We start from the raw sequence: 16,911 nt of genomic DNA on the forward strand, positions 1-16,911 counted from the left end.
TTTTTATTTAGATACTAATAAGTCAGTATGGAATAAAAAGTTCAATATAAGTATTTTTATGAGAATAAAGCGGAGAGATTTTTACCGAGGCCTTGAATGGTAAAATGACTTTTTGCGTGGAAGGATTTTGTGCGCGATTATAAACTTAAAAAGCCCATCCAAATAAATCTGGATGAGCTTTTTAAATAATAAAATATCAGTTACTTATAACTCTCTTACCCAGATATTGCGGAAACTAAGTGGCTCGCTTTTATCGCCATGAGCTTGCAGCTTTATTGGCGACGCGCCATGGGCTTTACCTTCGTAAGATGGCTTGCCAATGTATTGGGTTGGGCCAAGTAATTCAAAGTTATTTTCAACAAGTACGCCGTTAAAGAAAACAGTTGCCCTTGCGGCAGATTTTAGTGTACCATCCTGGTTAAATACAGGGGCTGTCCAAACAACGTCATACACGTTCCACTCACCCGGTTTGCGGCCTGGGTTTGCCAGTGGGATCACCTGTTTGTACAAGCTGCCTGCCATGCCGTTTACATAGGTTTTGTTGTTGTATGAATCTAAAACCTGTAATTCGTAACCGGCATCGCCTTTACCTAATGAAGCTAAAAACACGCCGCTATTGCCGCGGGCCTGGCCGCTGCCGGTAATGCTTGCAGGCACACGCCACTCAATATGTAATTGATAATTAGTAAATTTTTTCTTGGTTTCGATATTACCGGTGGCTTTGTTCACCGTAAGGATATCGCCTTTTACTGTCCATTTAGCGGGTGTTTGGGTTTCTACATCTACCCATTCATCAAGGCCTTTGCCATCAAATAAAATAACGGCATCAGATGGTGCATCGCCTAAAACTTTGCCAGGTACTACGGCTTTTGGAATTGGTTCCCAAATTTCGGTATCCTCGGGTTTAGCATTTTGCGCGTTGGCCATAAAAAAACTTCCGGCTAAAATGGTTGTTAATATTATTGAATATCTCATGTTATAATTGGTTTATTATATGTGAAGCGTGTTTTTCAGGTAGGCAGCGCTTTGGGCAATGCTTACATAAGGATCAATATTGGTGTAGTTTTCCTGCTCAACAATAAAGTGTTTTACACCGCCCTGTTTTGCTTTGCTCAATATTTTTACAAAATCAATATCGCCCGTACCTATTTCTGTATTCAGGTTGCCATTGGTTTTATCCCTGTCTTTAATGTGCACAAAAGTAAAACGTCCGGGATGTTTCTCAAAAATGGCCAAAGGATCCTGCCCTGCACGTACCACCCAGTATAAATCCATTTCCATGTTAACCAGTTTGGGGTCGGTATTGTTTAGTACTACATCGTAAAATGTGGTATCGCCAACAGGTGCCCATTCAAAGTTATGGTTGTGGTAACCTAATTTTAAACCCGAAGCCTTGCATATCTCGGCGGCTTTATTCATTTTTTCGGCCACGCCTTTGCAGTCGTCAACCGTTTTTATGAAATTATGGTTTAATGAGGGTACTATGATATAAGTTTGACCAATGGTGTTGGCCACTTCCATATACATTTTTAAATCGTCGGTTTTTCCTTCGCCAAAAAACGAATCTAAACCGTAGTGACCGCTTGGGCTGCTCAGTCCGTTATCTTTTAATAGCGTTCCAAAATCTTTGCTTGGCAGTCCCCAATAGCCTTTTTCCTTGTTGTATCCAAAGGTTTCAACTTCTTTGTAACCAGCTTTGGCCACTTTACCTATAACACCTTTTACATCGGCAGGTAACTCATTGCGCAGGCTATATAATTGCAGCCCTGCACCATTCTTCTCTTTTGCCGATAATAAAGACGGCGCTAACATTGCACCTGCCGAAAGTAGACCGGCCTGTGCTAAAAATGTTCTTCTGGTTGTCATGTATTTCTGTTTGGTTAATGTACAGTTGGAGTGTGTTTACACCATAAGGTTTAAACGTCGCAAATGTGTACCGCTTTACGCAGTGAAGCCACCTTGTCTTTTTGTTTCGGAATAAATTCCTGCGCAACAAAACCTTTATGGCCGGTTTCTACAATAGCTTTCATTATTGCAGGGTAGTAAAGTTCCTGTGTTTCGTCAATCTCGTTACGGCCGGGTACGCCGCCGGTATGGTAATGATTGATATATGGATGGTATTGACGGATGTTACGAATCACGTCGCCTTCATCAATTTGCATGTGGTAAATATCAAACAACAATTTAAAATGCTCTGATCCCAACCTTTTGGCAAGTTCGGCACCCCACTCTACCCTATCGCATTGGTAATCTTTGTGGTCAATTTTGCTGTTTAGTAGTTCCATTACCAGCACGATATTGTGCTTTTCAGCCAGCTCAACCATTGGTTTCAAACCCTCAACACAATTATTCCAACCTGTTTCATTGTCTTTTCCGCGACGGCTGCCACTAAAACAAATCAGGTTTTTATAACCGGCAGCAGCAACCTTGGGTATCATTTCGCTGTAGTTTTTATGCAGCTGGGCATGAAATTGCGTATCGCCAAAACCATCGGTCAGGTTAATTTCGGCACCATTACACATGGACGAGTACAGGCCATACTTTTGAAGTGTAGGCCAGTCTGCCGGGCCAACCAGGTCGATGCCCTTTATGCCAATATCTTTGGCGGCGGCGCAAAGTTGTTCAACTGTCATGTCGCCATAGCACCAGCGGCATACGGCGTGGTTAATATTACCTTTTAACGCAGTATCAACTACCATTTCTTTTTCTCCGGGTTTAAATGACGATAACATACCCGCCGCGGTAATGGCTGCGGTACCGGTAACTATATTTTTTATAGCCGACCGCCTGTTTTGATTTGATTCCATGGTTGTATATCGGTTTGTTCCAGGAAGTATTAATCCCGGATTATAATTGGTTACGCGCGGTTAATAATTTATAAAACAGAACAAAAGTTACCGGCAATTGCTTGCCGGCTTATTAAATGATCAGCCTGATTTTTTAAAACTTATTGCCCTGATAAATTATCCGGGTTATTTTTTTTGTGCAAGAATATATTTTACTATTTCTTTTGCATCGCTTTCGGCAAGTGCGGCATGCGGCGTCATGGCCATTGTACCCCAGTTACCGCTACCTCCGGAAATTACTTTTTTGGCCAGCATATCAATGTTGGCTTCAGAAGCATCATATTTTTTTGCGATATCCTGGAAGGATGGGCCAATAACTTTTGTGTCAACTTTATGACAAGTTCCGCAATCATTAGCTGCTAACAGTTTCTCGCCTGCGCTTGAGCCTGCCGAGCCACCTGCACCTTCGGTACCGGTTTTTGTAGCATTGGTATCAGCGTCAGAATTAGTTGCCTTAGCAGTTTGATTTGCAGCAGCGGTGCTATCGCTACCACCTTTACTTGCCGAATTGCCACCACAGGCAGATACTACCGCACAGATACCAAGAATAAAAAAAGCCTTTTTCATTGAGTTAGTTTGTTTTTTTAGGGTAACGGGGTTTTAACCCCATTGATTTTGTTTTTTAATTAAATATAAAGCATCAACACCGGGTAGGTTTTACCTATAATTTTGATGCTTTATACTGTTTTTAATTTTATTTATTAATTGTGCCGAAAAATACAATTTTTATCCTAAAAATATGGTTTGTTAAACAGTTACCTGGCTTAAAGGAGCTGTTTTTTTCTTTGTACGCATATAAAACACCAAACCGGTAAAGGCTACAATTAAAACCAGGGGTATGGCAAGCGTAAAATGTAACACATCGGGCCCGGCAAGGCTTTTTGCAGTTTCCAGAGCCTTTGCAGGATCGGTACCGGCGGGCAATGCGGCCATTTTTGAAGCTACGATATTATCATAGTATTTACCCATGATTATAGTCCAGATAGAAACCGCGAACATTCCGGCCCCACCCATAAGATTTAAACCAAGCGCACCTGATTTTGGAATGTTTTCTGAAACAAAACCCAGCATTGTTGGCCAAAAGAAACAAACTCCCATACCAAATATAATTGCCGCCAGGAATATGATATCCCCCGTCATAGTGCTCAACATAAAAAGACCGATTGATGCTACTATTGTCGACATCAGGATTACTACCTGGGGCGAGAATAACTTTAGCACCGGCTTAGCAAAAGCCCGACCCAATACCATTACACCTGTTTCTAAAGTCAGCAAAAGCAATGCATTGTCGGTTACGTTTTTCAATAATACATCAATCCATTGCCCTGTAAACAACTCGGTTATTGCTGTACCAAACATGCAGATAAACATAAAAATAAACAGCGGCGATGCCACAGCTTTGTACATACCGGCTGTTGAAACACCTGATGCAACCCGTTCTGTTACCGGGAAATCGAGTTTTGAAAACAAGTATCCGTAAATAGCTGTAGGTATAAGCATTACACCTACCTGCACCTGCCAATTAAGGCCGATAAGCTTAAACAGCGTAACTATTAATGTACCTATTACGATACCACCTGGAAACCATAAGTGAAAGTGGCTGAGCTTAGTTGTTTTGTTTTCGGTATATAACGAGGTTACCAAAGGATTACAGGCAGCCTCAACAGTGCCATTGGCAATACCAATAACTAATGTAGAGAAAAATAGTGTCCAGTAACCAGTGGCAAAAATGGTAAGTAAAATACCGGCAAGGTGAAATATAAATGCCAGTAACAGCAAACGTTTCATACCAATGATATCTACCACAATACCTCCAATAACTACAGCAAGAGGAAAGCCCCAGAATGCAGTGGCTGTTATAGTTCCTAATTGCGAGGCATTGAGCGCGAATTTTGTTCCGAGTTCGCCAAGGATACCGGCACGGATACCGAATGATAGTGATGTTACCAACAGGGATAAGCAACTGGCCCTGAATAGTTGTGTGCGGTTAATGGTTTGCATTTAAATATATTAAGTTTAATTAATTGGTTAATTGGCTATTTCAAATGTACTGATTTTTATATTCCCAACGTCTTCCTGTTCAGCGCATCGTCGGTGCCTGATGCAGCAAAATCATCAAACGCGCGTTCGGTTACTCGAATGATATGATTTTTGATGAACTCTGCACCTTCACGGGCACCGTCTTCGGGATGTTTAAGCGCGCATTCCCATTCCAGCACGGCCCATCCGGGGAAATCGTATTGCGTCAGCTTACTAAATATCGCTTTAAAATCAACCTGGCCATCGCCCAGTGAGCGGAAACGGCCTGCACGATCTACCCAGTTTTGGTAACCTCCATACACGCCTTGTCTACCTGTAGGATTAAACTCGGCATCCTTAACGTGAAACATTTTTATACGGTCGTGATACAGGTCGATATATTCTAAATAATCCAGGCATTGTAAAACAAAATGCGACGGATCATACAATAAATTGGCACGTTTGTGTCCTTTTACCTTATCTAAAAACATCTCGAAGGTAATACCATCGTGCAGGTCTTCGCCCGGATGCACTTCGTAACATAGATCGATGCCATTATCCTCGTAAACATCAAGAATAGGTGTCCAGCGTTTTGCTAATTCTTCAAAAGCGGTTTCTACAATACCTGCAGGGCGTTGCGGCCATGGGTATACCATAGGCCAAAGCAGCGCACCGCTGAAAGTAACAGATGCCTGCAAACCTAAATTTTTTGAAGCCTGCGCAGCATATTTAAGTTGCTGTACGGCCCATTTTTGCCTTTCAGCAGGATTTTTACGGTATTGCTCGGGAGCAAACCCATCAAACAGTTCGTCGTAAACGGGGTTTACCGCTACCAGCTGCCCTTGCAGGTGGGTTGATAATTCAGTAATCTCCAATCCGTGGCTGTTTACTACACCTTTTACTTCCTCGGCATAAGTTTTGCTTTCGGCAGCCTTTTGCAGGTCAATGAAACGGGCATCCAGCGTTGGCAGTTGTACGCCTTTGTAGCCAAGCCCGGCTGCCCATTGGCAAATAGAATCAAGGCTGTTAAAAGGGGCATTGTCGCCTATAAATTGAGCTATAAATATTGCAGGTCCTTTAATGGTTTTCATAGTTTTTTGTTAGATCGTAAACTCAGTCCACTTTTTATCTGATTTGCCCGAAGCAATCACATTTTCGATGAATGCCATACCGCGTACACCTTCATCAATACCGGGATAATCCAGCTCTTCAGGAGTCGCTTCCCTGCCCTCCAAACCTGCTTTCACCGTTAAAGCAAAATTGCGGTACAAATTGGCAAAAGCTTCCAGGTAACCTTCCGGGTGGCCGGCCGGTGTGCGGGTGTTATGTTGCGCAAACGAGCTGGTGTACCCACCTCCTGTGCGCCATACTTCCATCGGTTTATCGGTATACATCAGGGTTAATGAGTTAGCATCGCTCTGGTGCCATTCAAGGCCGCCTTTTTCGCCGTAAACCCTAATCTTTATGTTATTTTCTTCACCGGCAGCGATTTGAGTTGCCGTAAGCACACCGCTTGCGCCGTTATCAAATTTTAATAGTGCTGCTCCGTCATCGTCAAGCTTGCGGCCCGGTACAACAACGTTAATATCGGCACATATTTTTGTTACCTGCAGCCCGGTTACGTATTCAGCAAGGTTAAAAGCATGAGTACCAATATCACCCATGGCACCGGCTATCCCGCTTTTACCAGGATCGGTACGCCATGAAGCTTGTTTGTTGTCGTCCCCTTCTAAAAAGCTGCTTAGCCACCCTTGCGGATACTCAACATAAATTTTTCGGATTGTGCCCAGTTTACCGGCTTTTATCAGTTGCCTGGCTTCCTTTACCATAGGATAGCCGGTGTAAGTATGTGTTAAGCAAAATAACTTGCCGCTTGATTTCACTACTTTTTCCAGTTCTTTAGCCTCGGCCAATGAAAATGTCATTGGCTTATCTAACACAACATGGAAGCCATTTTCCAATGCAGCTTTAGATGGATCAAAGTGTACATGGTTGGGCGTAACTATGCTAATTACCTGAACACGTTGGTCTTCAGGCAGTTGTTTTTCTTTTTCAATAAGTTCTGTATATGAACTGTAAACACGGTCTTCGGGCAAACCCAGCAAAACGCCGCTTGCTTTTGATTTTTCGGCATTGCTGCTAAATGCACCGCAAACAAGCTCGTATTCGCCATCAATGCGGGCGGCAATCCTGTGCACGGCGCCAATAAACGCACCTTGCCCGCCGCCAATCATTCCTAATCTTAGTTTCATTGTTTATGTTTTGTTGAGTTGGATTCAGTTGATTAAGGTAGTTTGAGTTGATTAATTAAATTAGAATACAATCGATTGAATGGGGTAAATTTGGTTAATTGAGTTGATTTTTCAAAACATTGCTGTTCATATATTTCCAACTTAGTAAACCATTTACTTAACTCAATCAATCCAACCTAATCAACTCAGTCCAACTTAATCAACCACAAACCAATTATCATTAAGTGAGTGGTTGATTGGGTTGATTAGGTTGGATTGTATTGATTGAGTTAGATTATGTTAGCCAGGTTGATAGGATTAAAACCCATTAACTCAATCAACCGTCGTCTTATTCAACTCAATCAACCACTCACCTAATCAACCCAATCAACTACAAACCAACCCCTTAGGTAGCCCAGGCTTTATCGCCTTTTTTGTATGGGAAATTACCATCGTATTTGCCTGGYACAGCTATGTAACGCAAAGCCTCGGTTGCACCAGGTTTTGAAGTAAAGAAACCTAACAAGGTTAATTCCTTCATCATCCTGAAATAATGGTTAGGGTCTTCAGGTTTTTTAGTTTTAGTGTAGGATTTTTGCTCGGCATCAAGTTCGGTAAGCAATTCTGTGCGTTGTTTGGCATCTGCTTCCATGAATTTTTTACCAAACTTTTTATCGCTTGCACTGTCAATATCAGAAATACCTTTTAAAAATATTTTCTGATCATCTGCTGTATAGCAATCGGTTACCATTACGCCCATAAACTTACCTATTTCGGCTGCTTTAGCGCCGGGAGAAGTTGTAGCCGGTAAAATGGTTTCACCAACCTCATCAAGGAAGGCAATAATTTCTGGTTTAGACAGGTCGGCTACGCCCGATGCGGATGTAGACGATTTACAGCCCGAAATGAAAAACTCGGCTCCTATAACCGCTCCTCCAAGTAACAAGCCCACCCTGCCAATTGCGTCTCTTCTATTCATTGGTTTTATAATTATTTATTTATCGAATTAATGAATTATTGAATTATTGAATTATTGAATTATTGAATTATTGAATTATTGAATTATTGAATTATTGAATTATTAAGTTTTTACTTTCCTAATTGATCGAATTAATGAATATGCGACTATTTATTGGCGAATTCATTCATTCTTCAATCAATAATTCAGTAAATCAATAATTCAATAATTAAACTAAGCTTTCAGCTCAAAACCTTCGCGGTAAGTGCGCTTAATGTATTGGTTAACCGGGTCAAAGTTTGTAACCTTCATAGCCTCGTTATCCCAAACCAGTTTTACACGGCCACCTTGTAATTCATGACCACGTACTGCAAGGTTTGCCATTAACAAAGCCTCGGTAAGCGGACCTGCCTTATCAAAAGATGAACTTAACTCTGTTTTACCATAACCGGCCAAACATCCCTCTACCCATTGTGCGTAGTGACCATTTGCCCCACCCTGTACACGTGCCCATTTCTGAGGTGCTTTTGCATCCTTGGTAAGCGCGGTCGGCAACAGCGTTGGCGCGTCGGAATAGGTACTTGCGTACATTTTTCCTTTTGTACCTATGAATAGTGTTCCGTTACCTTCTTCGCCGCCAAATTTTTCGCTTGGCAATAACTCTTCAGGTCTTTCGGGTTGTATACCACCGTCCATCCAGTGCAGTTTAACATCGCCCTTAGTTTTATCAGTTTTAGGGAATGTTAACGTAATGTGGCTTGACGGAGGGCAGCTTTCAGGGAAATGGCCTTCTTTAAACTCATCTACATACACACTGCCAACACTGGCCTGTACATCTTTTGCATACTGGATACCCAATACCCTGAAAGGAGCCTCAACAAGGTGGCAGCCCATATCGCCCAGGGCGCCTGTGCCGTAATCCCACCATCCGCGCCAGTTAAACGGCACCAATTTATCAACGTAATCTTTTTTAGGCGCAGTACCCAGCCACAGATCCCAATCCAATTCTTTTGGGATATTAGGATTGGCTGCCGGCCATTGAATACCTTGCGGCCATACGGGGCGGTTTGTCCAGCAGTAAACGGTATGTACATCGCCAATCAAATCGGCATCATACCATTCAGATAATAAACGGGTGCCATCATTTGATGATCCCTGGTTACCCATCTGGGTTACAACTTTATATTTTTTTGCAGCTTCGGTTAGTAAACGGGCTTCCCAAATATCATGTGTCATTGGCTTTTGCACGTAAACGTGTTTACCCATTTGCATGGCCTTATAAGTTATAATGGCATGATTATGATCCGGGGTGGATATTGATACAGCATCAAAGTGTTTGTGCTCCTTATCATACATCTCGCGCCAGTCTTTATAATACTTGGCTTTAGGGAAATCGGCGCGTGATCTTGCCGCACGCCTGTCATCTACATCGCAAAGGAAAGCAATCTCGGCTTTTCCGCTTTTGTAAAAATTGGCAATGTCGCTTTGGCCTTTACCGCCCGCACCAACGCCGGCTATCAAAAGCTTGTCGCTTGGCGCTATATAACCCTTTCCGCCCAATACAAAGCGCGGAACGATCATGAAGCTTGCGGCAGCTACGGTAGTAGATTTAATAAAATCCCGCCTCGATGGATTGGGAGTAACTTTCTCTTTTTCTTCAGACATAGGTATTGTATTATGATGTTTTTGTTAGATCTCGTTTTTCTTTAATGCTTCAACTGCGTAGTTGGCTGCACGGGCTGTCAGCGCCATGTAAGTAAGCGATGGATTTTGGCATGCGGCAGATGTCATACAAGAACCATCGGTAACAAATACGTTTTTTGCATCCCAAACCTGGTTCCACTGGTTAAGTACGGATGTTTTAGGATCGCGGCCCATACGTGCGGTACCCATTTCGTGAATACCACGGCCCAGGAATGGGTTTGTGCTATGAGTTTGCACGTCTTTAACACCTGCGGCTTCCAACATTGCCTTGCCTTCGGCTTCCATGGCAATACGCATCTTTTTCTCGTTATCTTTCAGCTCGGCATCAATAGCAACCACATTGAGGCCCCATTTATCTTTTTTGGTTTTATCAAGGGTTACTTTATTTTCATGATATGGAAGCGTTTCGCCAAAGCCTCCCATACCTACCTGCCATGTACCTGGTTCGGTAATAGCATTTTTATAAGCGCTGCCAATGTTCATTTCTGCAATATCCCTGCTCCAGCCTTCGCGGCTCGCGCTGCCCTGGTAACCAAAACCGCGAATAAAATCGCGTTTATCGCCGCCAAGGTTTGCAAAGCGAGGAATATAAAATCCGTTTGCACGGCGGCCAAAGTAATATTTATCTTCAAAACCTTCATATCTGCCAGATGCACCAACACCTAAGTGATGATCCATCAGGTTGTGGCCAAGTTCGCCGCTGCTGCTGCCCAAACCGCCATCCCAAACGTCAGTTGCCGAATTCATCAAAATCCAGGCTGAGTTAATTGTTGATGCATTTACAAAAACAATTTTTGCAAAATACTCATAGGTTTGGTTGGTTTCGGCATCCAGTACTTCAACACCTTTGGCTTTTTTGCTATCCTTATCGTACAGAATTTTTGTAACAATAGACCATGGCCTTACAGTTAAATTACCTGTAGCCATAGCGGCCGGTAACGTAGCCGATTGTGTGCTAAAGTAGGCACCAAACGGGCAACCCAACCAGCATTTGTTACGGTACTGGCAATTAGTACGGGCATTATGCGGTACAGTGATATTGGCGGTACGGCCAATGATCATATCCCGGGCCTCTTTATAATGATCTTTTAATCTTTTAGCAACGTCTTTTTCAACCACATTTAGCTCCATTGGCGGCATAAAATCGCCATCCGGAAGAATTGCAAGGCCATCTTTGTTACCAGATATACCTGCAAATTGCTCGGCATAGCTATACCATGGCGCTATATCTTTATAACGGATAGGCCAGTCAACAGCAATACCATCTTTCAAGTTGGCTTCAAAATCAACATCGGCCCAGCGGTATGATTGCCTGCCCCACATTAATGAACGGCCGCCTACATGATAGCCACGAAACCAGTCGAATCTTTTGGTTTCTGTGTAAGGGCTGTCTTTATCGCTGGCCCAATAATCAAGGTTAACCTCGTTTAGTGGATAATCGCGTTTTAAAACAGGGTAATCGTCAATCATTTTTTGTGTACGGCCACCACGGTGGGTAAACTCCCATGGGTCTTTAGTAGCGTTCACATAATCTTTTATATGTTTGATATCGCGCCCGCGTTCAAGCATAATGGTTTTTAAACCCTTTTGTGTCAGTTCTTTGGCAGCCCACCCACCAGATATCCCCGAGCCGATGACAATAGCGTCATAAGTATTTGCAGACATACAATTATATTAGGTTGTTAAATTTTGTTTATTACTTGGTTATTCCGTTTAAATGTATGAATAAAAATTATTTTACAAATAAATTTTCATTGTGTTTTTTTTACACATTGAGGCCTCACCCTGCCCTCTCCAAAGGAGAGGGTTCTGAAACGCCTAAATAAAGATCATCAAAACACTTACCTAGATAATCAAAAGTCCTCTCCTTTGGAGAGGACTTAGGTGAGGCTTCTTATATGTTCCCCTTTTTCATTTCACTCACTGCATAATCAGCTGCCCGTGCGGTAAAGGCCATGTAGGTAAGCGATGGATTTTGGCATGAGGTTGAGGTCATGCAGGCTCCATCGGTTACAAATACGTTTTTTACCGCATGCATTTGGTTCCATTTATTAAGCACCGATGTTTTGGGGTCGTTACCCATCCTGGCGCCGCCCATTTCGTGAATATCAAGTCCTGGCGCGCGGTTATCGGTACTGGCTTTTATATTGGTAAAACCTGCAGAGGTAAACATTTCTGTCAACTGCTCTACATAGTCTTTCTTCATCTTCTCGTCGTTATCATCATAGTCAACCGATATTTTCAGTTGCGGTATCCCCCATTGGTCTTTTAACGTTTTATCAAGAGCTACATAGTTGCTTTCTTTGGGTATAGTTTCGCCCATCATATGCGATCCTACTTTCCAGCCGCTCAGGTTATCCTTAACCAGGTTATCCTTCAGGCCGTTACCAACACCGTCCCATGGGCGCTGCTGGTAACGGTACGCGCTGAAGCCAGAAGCATACCCGCGTAAAAAATTAGTTTCCTGCTTATAAACGTTACGGAAACGTGGAATATAACCACCACCGGCCGGGTTACGACCATCGGTTGTCCATTCCTTTTCGCCATCATACTCGGCCCCAATGTGTGCCGAATAATTGTGGAAGGCAACGTATTTGCCCAATACCCCACTATCATTACCCAAGCCGTTAGGGAACCGATGCGAAGTTGAATTTAATAATACCAGGTTGGTATTTAAAGCCGCTGCATTTACAAAAATGATATCTGCAAAATATTCAATCGCTTCTTTTGTATTGGTATCGATTATGCGAACGCCACTTGCCTTACCTTTTTTCTCGTCGTAAATAATCTCCTGCACAACAGAAAATGGACGTAAAGTAGCATGACCTGATTTTAATGCCCATGGAATAGTAGAAGCATTTGCGCTAAAGTAACCGCCAAACGGGCAGCCACGCTGGCACAAAATGCGCTCCTGGCATTGCACCCGGCCCTGATCTAAATGAATTTGGTTTGGCTTAGATAAATGGGCGCAACGTGCACTTATTACATGCCGGTTACTGTATTTACTTTTCACATGCTTGCTAAAGTAAGTTTCAACCGCATTTAAGGGGAAAGCAGGCAAAAACTCGCCATCGGGCAATTCTGCAAGGCCATCCATGTTACCAGAAATACCTGCAAATTTTTCAACGTAACTATACCATGGGGCAATATCCTTATACCGGATGGGCCAATCAACAGCAAAACCATCACGGGCCGGGCCCTCAAAATCAAATTCGCTCCAGCGCTGTGTCTGGCGGGCCCAAAGCAGCGATTTACCGCCTACCTGGTAACCACGGATCCAATCAAACGGTTTCTCCTGTACATAAGGGTGATCGTTATCCTTTACAAAAAAGTGAGCGGCATCTTCGCCAAAAGCATAACAGCGGTTTACTATAGGGTTGGCTTCTTTTATGGCCACCGGCAGTTCGCCGCGGTGCTCAAACTCCCAGGGGTACATATTGGTAGTGGGGTAATCTTTAATATGCTTTACATCGCGGCCCCGTTCCAGTATCAGCGTTTTAAGGCCCTTGTCTGTAAGTTCTTTAGCAGCCCAGCCACCACTCATCCCCGAGCCAATCACTATTGCATCAAATGTTCTGTCTTTAACGCTATCTATATTTAAATTAGCCATTATTTATGCTGATTGCTTTTGTTTGTATGGAAAACGGGCATTATAACGACCCGGTACAAGTTCATACACTACTTGTTTGGTCATGAAATATTTAGACGTTACATAACCATTTACAGTTTGCCTTTTTATGATCCCGTAAAATGATTTGAGCTCTTTTGAATTTGCCGTACTTTTCTCGTCCTTATCATTTTCGATGCTCAATAACACGTCTTCGCGCTGTTTTTGGCTTAAATCCGAAAAAGGTTTATCATATTTATTTTTGACAGCATCCGTAAACTGCCCCATACCAGTCACGAATGCCTGCTGATCTTCTTTTTTGTAGCAATCATCCAGCATCTTGAATACGAATAAATGCAGATTCAGATCCCTTGCACCAGGTGTTGTTGTTTTTGGTATAATAGTTTCAGCAATGCCGCCCACCAGCTTTTCCTGATCGGCGCTGATTTCAACATTTTTAAGCGTTAAAGAGGCCTTTCCTTCCGTTCGGCGGCATGCAGGAAGCAGTACAGCGCCGCCTATTACCAAAGCCAAATTTTTTATTACAGTACGCCTGTGCATGTTAAGTAAATTGTTTTAGCAGTCTCAATTTATTCACCTTAAGTATGGTGGGCAATCAAAACTCATCTGTGTATTTATTTATAAACGGTTGTCAAACTTAATAATTTTAGCATCTAAAATTAACCGCCTCAAAAATTAAATCCGTTGGTGGTGGTAAGTTACCCTTATACTATCAATAACCCCATTTTTTCATGATTTGTAAATCAATTTTTACACTCTCTACCGGATCTTTGCCCTGATAGGCCTCCTGCTCGATAATAAAAAGCGAAGTGCCACCTTTTTTGCTGCCAGCCTTTACAATCTCTTTTACCGGCATAATACCCTGGCCTAAAATACAGCTCTCGGTATCGTCGCCGCCATGTGGGGCTACCTTTATTTCATCTTTAACGTGCATCGACTCAAACCTGCCGGGATATTTATTAATAAAATCAAGAGCGTGCCCGCCCGTAGTTAACATATTGCCGATATCTATTTGTTGCGCAACCAGGGCGGCATCGGTATTTTGAATGATATAATCATACAGGGTAATATCACCAACTTTGGTGCTGATCTCGAAATTATGGTTATGATAACCAAATTTCATCGACGATTTTTGGCACAGCTCACCGCATTTGTTAAACTGCTCCATGGCGCGTTTCAGGGCATCCATATCCGTACGCACTTTTTCATCAAGCCATGGACTTATTACAAATTTTTGTCCCATCGTGGCTGCATCTTCTACTGTATATTTCCAGGCATCGGTAAAATCTTTTTTTGATTCGTCCCAGTGTTGCGCTGTCATTACGGTATGGCCGCTTGGCATTTTTAGCGTTAAATCTTCCAATATCTTTTTAAACTCCTTTGCCGGGAAGCCATAAAACTTTCGGTCGATGTAATTAGCATGCTCTACATGATGATATCCCGCATCTGCAATCTTCTTCAACGTCCCCTTGGGGTCAAGCTTCATAGCGTCACGTACACTGTAAAGCTGCACACCTACCCTTTCGAGTTTTTTGGGTGCGGCAAATAAACTTTCGGGTAAAAGGGTAGCGCCGGCAACTGCCAGGGCGCCTGTTTTTAAAAATAATCTGCGTGTAGTCATAGTTTTTGGGTTAGAATCAAGAGACAAGAATCAAGAGTCAAGATAGAAGTAATTCGGTCTAAATTGAAATCTCTTTCTATATTCTAATCTCCGGGTTCAAATTAATAATTTATAATTTCTTGAATCTTAACTCTTGATTCTTCTTATTTACCTATCGGGAATACGGGGAACAATAAATCTGAATTGCTTACAAAAGCAAGATGTTTGCTATCCGGCGCCCATGATGGGGTGTTGATAGTACCTTGCCCGCCGTATAAGTATGCTACAACTTTTGACGGACCACCAGCTGCCGGCATTACCCTTAAAAATACATGCTTATAAAAGGGATGATCACCGGGGGCTACCTCGTTTTTAAGGAAAGTTATATACACAATCCACTTGCCATCGGGCGAAATATGCGGAAACCAATTGTTGTAATCGTCATTGGTAATTTGCGTTTGTTCGCTACCGTCGGCTTTCATACGCCAAACCTGCATCAGCCCGCTGCGTACCGAATTAAAGTAGATGTATTTTCCATCCGGGGTATACTCGGGGCCATCATCCAAACCGGGGGTATTAGTCAACCGTTCTTCGGGGCCTCCGGCCGACGGGATGCGGTACACATCGTACTCTTTGTTTCTTTCGCCGCAAAACACGATATACTTACCATCGGGCGACCAGCCATGCATATAGCTTGCGCCAACGCCGGTAGCAGTAATCCGTTTTGCCTGGCCTCCTGTTACAGGTACGGTATACCCTATAGAAGGGCCGCCATCGCCACTGCTTATCACCAATTGCCTGCCATCAAATGAAAGTACGTGATCATTATTGTTGTTTTTTGCCGGCGCAGTATTTAATGCAATTGGCATATTGGTTTTAAGATCATATTTATAAAGCGAGCCTTCACTGTTGTAGATTAACGATTTGCCATCCTTCATCCAGTTGGGTGCCTGCAATGAGCGCGGCGACTGGTAAATGATGGTACTATTTTGCGTATCCAAATCCAGCAGCTCTATACTGCTGCCAAGGTATTGTTTGTAAGGCACCAATGTTGCCGGCGCCGGAACTACAATCCGCACGTTACTAAAAGTGGCTTTTTCGGTAACATCTGCATTGTGCGAGCAAATGAAAATGCCTACATAAACATCGTCGCCCAGGTCAAGATCGCTTACTTCTTCGGTGACAAATAAGTCGCCTTTACGGGCTACCGACATGGTGTATGTATGGCCCTTACGCTCTAACTGGATAACATCTGCCGCAGTGATACTTGCTTTTTTCTCCTCGGTAATGCCGCTAACCGTTTTGCGATACTGCAACGAGGTAAGGCCATCGCCGTGAACAACCGCATTAATGTGCTTTGAGTTACTATCGAGCGTGCTACGTACCATAAGGCCCACCTTACGGTGCAGTTCAACACCTTTACCAATGAAGGCAGCATTGGTGCGCAGTATAAAATCGCCTTTCAGACGTTTCCATACAAAATGAAAATCATCATGCTTGGCCCAGATGTTTTGGCCCGATCCGCTAAGCTGATATTGCTGGGTTTTAACATCATATTGCGCGCCGCCGGGATGTTTAATGGTACCTACATCGGTTTGATTATCGAATATGCCGAGCCCCTGAGCCTGAACTTTTTGATTGAAAAAGGCAAGGCACAACAAAAACGCTGCGGAACAGAAGATCTTACTTAGCATTAGTTTGGTGTTTAAGTTACACTATTAATTGGCTTTACTAAGGTATGAAAATCGTTTGCATTTTCAATAATGCTATTTTACCATTAAGGTATTTTTTTAGTATCGGGAAATAAGAAAGGGATTACCACTATTGTTGCCCGCTCGCAGCATTATACGAGCGCCCGGACATACGGCGGCTCATTATACATTGACAGTTTCCGACTGGGTTGTAATGTCTTTCAGAATCACGGA

The 16,911-nt window shown here is 42.9% G+C and carries 14 protein-coding genes; all 14 read right to left on the reverse strand.

Annotated features, from left to right (window positions below; genetic code table 11):
* Nucleotides 1–204: 204 nt before the first annotated feature.
* On the reverse strand, nt 205–975 hold the full coding sequence (locus AC1DV1_RS12700; protein ID WP_477359642.1) for a 3-keto-disaccharide hydrolase: 771 nt from the start codon (nt 973–975) through the stop codon (nt 205–207).
* 15 nt (nt 976–990) lie between these two features.
* Complete coding sequence (locus AC1DV1_RS12705; protein WP_477359645.1) at nt 991–1,866, reverse strand: sugar phosphate isomerase/epimerase family protein; 876 nt, start codon at nt 1,864–1,866, stop codon at nt 991–993.
* Nucleotides 1,867–1,916: 50 nt separating this feature from the next.
* The gene (locus AC1DV1_RS12710) at nt 1,917–2,807 is read right to left on the reverse strand and encodes a hydroxypyruvate isomerase family protein (RefSeq protein WP_477359648.1); all 891 of its coding nucleotides are present in this window, start codon (nt 2,805–2,807) and stop codon (nt 1,917–1,919) included.
* A 165-nt stretch (nt 2,808–2,972) separates the two neighbouring features.
* Entirely contained in the window at nt 2,973–3,413 is a 441-nt protein-coding gene (locus AC1DV1_RS12715) for a c-type cytochrome (RefSeq protein ID WP_477359651.1), read from the reverse strand.
* A gap of 180 nt (nt 3,414–3,593) precedes the next feature.
* Nucleotides 3,594–4,847: an MFS transporter gene (locus AC1DV1_RS12720; RefSeq protein ID WP_477359655.1), complete on the reverse strand. Its 1,254-nt coding sequence runs from the start codon at nt 4,845–4,847 to the stop codon at nt 3,594–3,596.
* A gap of 56 nt (nt 4,848–4,903) precedes the next feature.
* Nucleotides 4,904–5,956, reverse strand: a complete 1,053-nt coding sequence (locus AC1DV1_RS12725; RefSeq protein WP_477359658.1) for a sugar phosphate isomerase/epimerase family protein — start codon at nt 5,954–5,956, stop codon at nt 4,904–4,906.
* 9 nt (nt 5,957–5,965) lie between these two features.
* The gene (locus AC1DV1_RS12730) at nt 5,966–7,117 is read right to left on the reverse strand and encodes a Gfo/Idh/MocA family protein (protein ID WP_477359661.1); all 1,152 of its coding nucleotides are present in this window, start codon (nt 7,115–7,117) and stop codon (nt 5,966–5,968) included.
* 385 nt (nt 7,118–7,502) lie between these two features.
* Nucleotides 7,503–8,075, reverse strand: a complete 573-nt coding sequence (locus AC1DV1_RS12735; protein WP_477359664.1) for a gluconate 2-dehydrogenase subunit 3 family protein — start codon at nt 8,073–8,075, stop codon at nt 7,503–7,505.
* Nucleotides 8,076–8,288: 213 nt separating this feature from the next.
* A complete protein-coding gene (locus AC1DV1_RS12740; RefSeq protein ID WP_477359667.1) occupies nt 8,289–9,719 on the reverse strand; it encodes a Gfo/Idh/MocA family protein in 1,431 nt (476 codons plus the stop codon).
* A 24-nt stretch (nt 9,720–9,743) separates the two neighbouring features.
* On the reverse strand, nt 9,744–11,423 hold the full coding sequence (locus AC1DV1_RS12745; protein ID WP_477359670.1) for a GMC oxidoreductase: 1,680 nt from the start codon (nt 11,421–11,423) through the stop codon (nt 9,744–9,746).
* A 229-nt stretch (nt 11,424–11,652) separates the two neighbouring features.
* Nucleotides 11,653–13,368: a GMC oxidoreductase gene (locus AC1DV1_RS12750; RefSeq protein ID WP_477359673.1), complete on the reverse strand. Its 1,716-nt coding sequence runs from the start codon at nt 13,366–13,368 to the stop codon at nt 11,653–11,655.
* 3 nt (nt 13,369–13,371) lie between these two features.
* Nucleotides 13,372–13,926, reverse strand: a complete 555-nt coding sequence (locus AC1DV1_RS12755) for a gluconate 2-dehydrogenase subunit 3 family protein (protein ID WP_477359676.1) — start codon at nt 13,924–13,926, stop codon at nt 13,372–13,374.
* A gap of 172 nt (nt 13,927–14,098) precedes the next feature.
* Nucleotides 14,099–15,007: a sugar phosphate isomerase/epimerase family protein gene (locus tag AC1DV1_RS12760; RefSeq protein WP_477359679.1), complete on the reverse strand. Its 909-nt coding sequence runs from the start codon at nt 15,005–15,007 to the stop codon at nt 14,099–14,101.
* 143 nt (nt 15,008–15,150) lie between these two features.
* Entirely contained in the window at nt 15,151–16,680 is a 1,530-nt protein-coding gene (locus AC1DV1_RS12765; RefSeq protein ID WP_477359682.1) for a TolB family protein, read from the reverse strand.
* Nucleotides 16,681–16,911 lie beyond the last annotated feature (231 nt).

The sequence above is a fragment of the Mucilaginibacter sp. P4_D1 genome (assembly GCF_056401935.1).

Coding starts and splice junctions, on each gene's coding strand:
- AC1DV1_RS12720 (WP_477359655.1), bottom strand. CDS start 4,847: ATGCAAACCATTAACCGCACACAACTATTCAGGGCCAGTTGCTTATCC.
- AC1DV1_RS12700 (WP_477359642.1), bottom strand. CDS start 975: ATGAGATATTCAATAATATTAACAACCATTTTAGCCGGAAGTTTTTTT.
- AC1DV1_RS12725 (WP_477359658.1), bottom strand. CDS start 5,956: ATGAAAACCATTAAAGGACCTGCAATATTTATAGCTCAATTTATAGGC.
- AC1DV1_RS12730 (WP_477359661.1), bottom strand. CDS start 7,117: ATGAAACTAAGATTAGGAATGATTGGCGGCGGGCAAGGTGCGTTTATT.
- AC1DV1_RS12755 (WP_477359676.1), bottom strand. CDS start 13,926: ATGCACAGGCGTACTGTAATAAAAAATTTGGCTTTGGTAATAGGCGGC.
- AC1DV1_RS12765 (WP_477359682.1), bottom strand. CDS start 16,680: ATGCTAAGTAAGATCTTCTGTTCCGCAGCGTTTTTGTTGTGCCTTGCC.
- AC1DV1_RS12750 (WP_477359673.1), bottom strand. CDS start 13,368: ATGGCTAATTTAAATATAGATAGCGTTAAAGACAGAACATTTGATGCA.
- AC1DV1_RS12715 (WP_477359651.1), bottom strand. CDS start 3,413: ATGAAAAAGGCTTTTTTTATTCTTGGTATCTGTGCGGTAGTATCTGCC.
- AC1DV1_RS12705 (WP_477359645.1), bottom strand. CDS start 1,866: ATGACAACCAGAAGAACATTTTTAGCACAGGCCGGTCTACTTTCGGCA.
- AC1DV1_RS12710 (WP_477359648.1), bottom strand. CDS start 2,807: ATGGAATCAAATCAAAACAGGCGGTCGGCTATAAAAAATATAGTTACC.
- AC1DV1_RS12745 (WP_477359670.1), bottom strand. CDS start 11,423: ATGTCTGCAAATACTTATGACGCTATTGTCATCGGCTCGGGGATATCT.
- AC1DV1_RS12740 (WP_477359667.1), bottom strand. CDS start 9,719: ATGTCTGAAGAAAAAGAGAAAGTTACTCCCAATCCATCGAGGCGGGAT.
- AC1DV1_RS12760 (WP_477359679.1), bottom strand. CDS start 15,007: ATGACTACACGCAGATTATTTTTAAAAACAGGCGCCCTGGCAGTTGCC.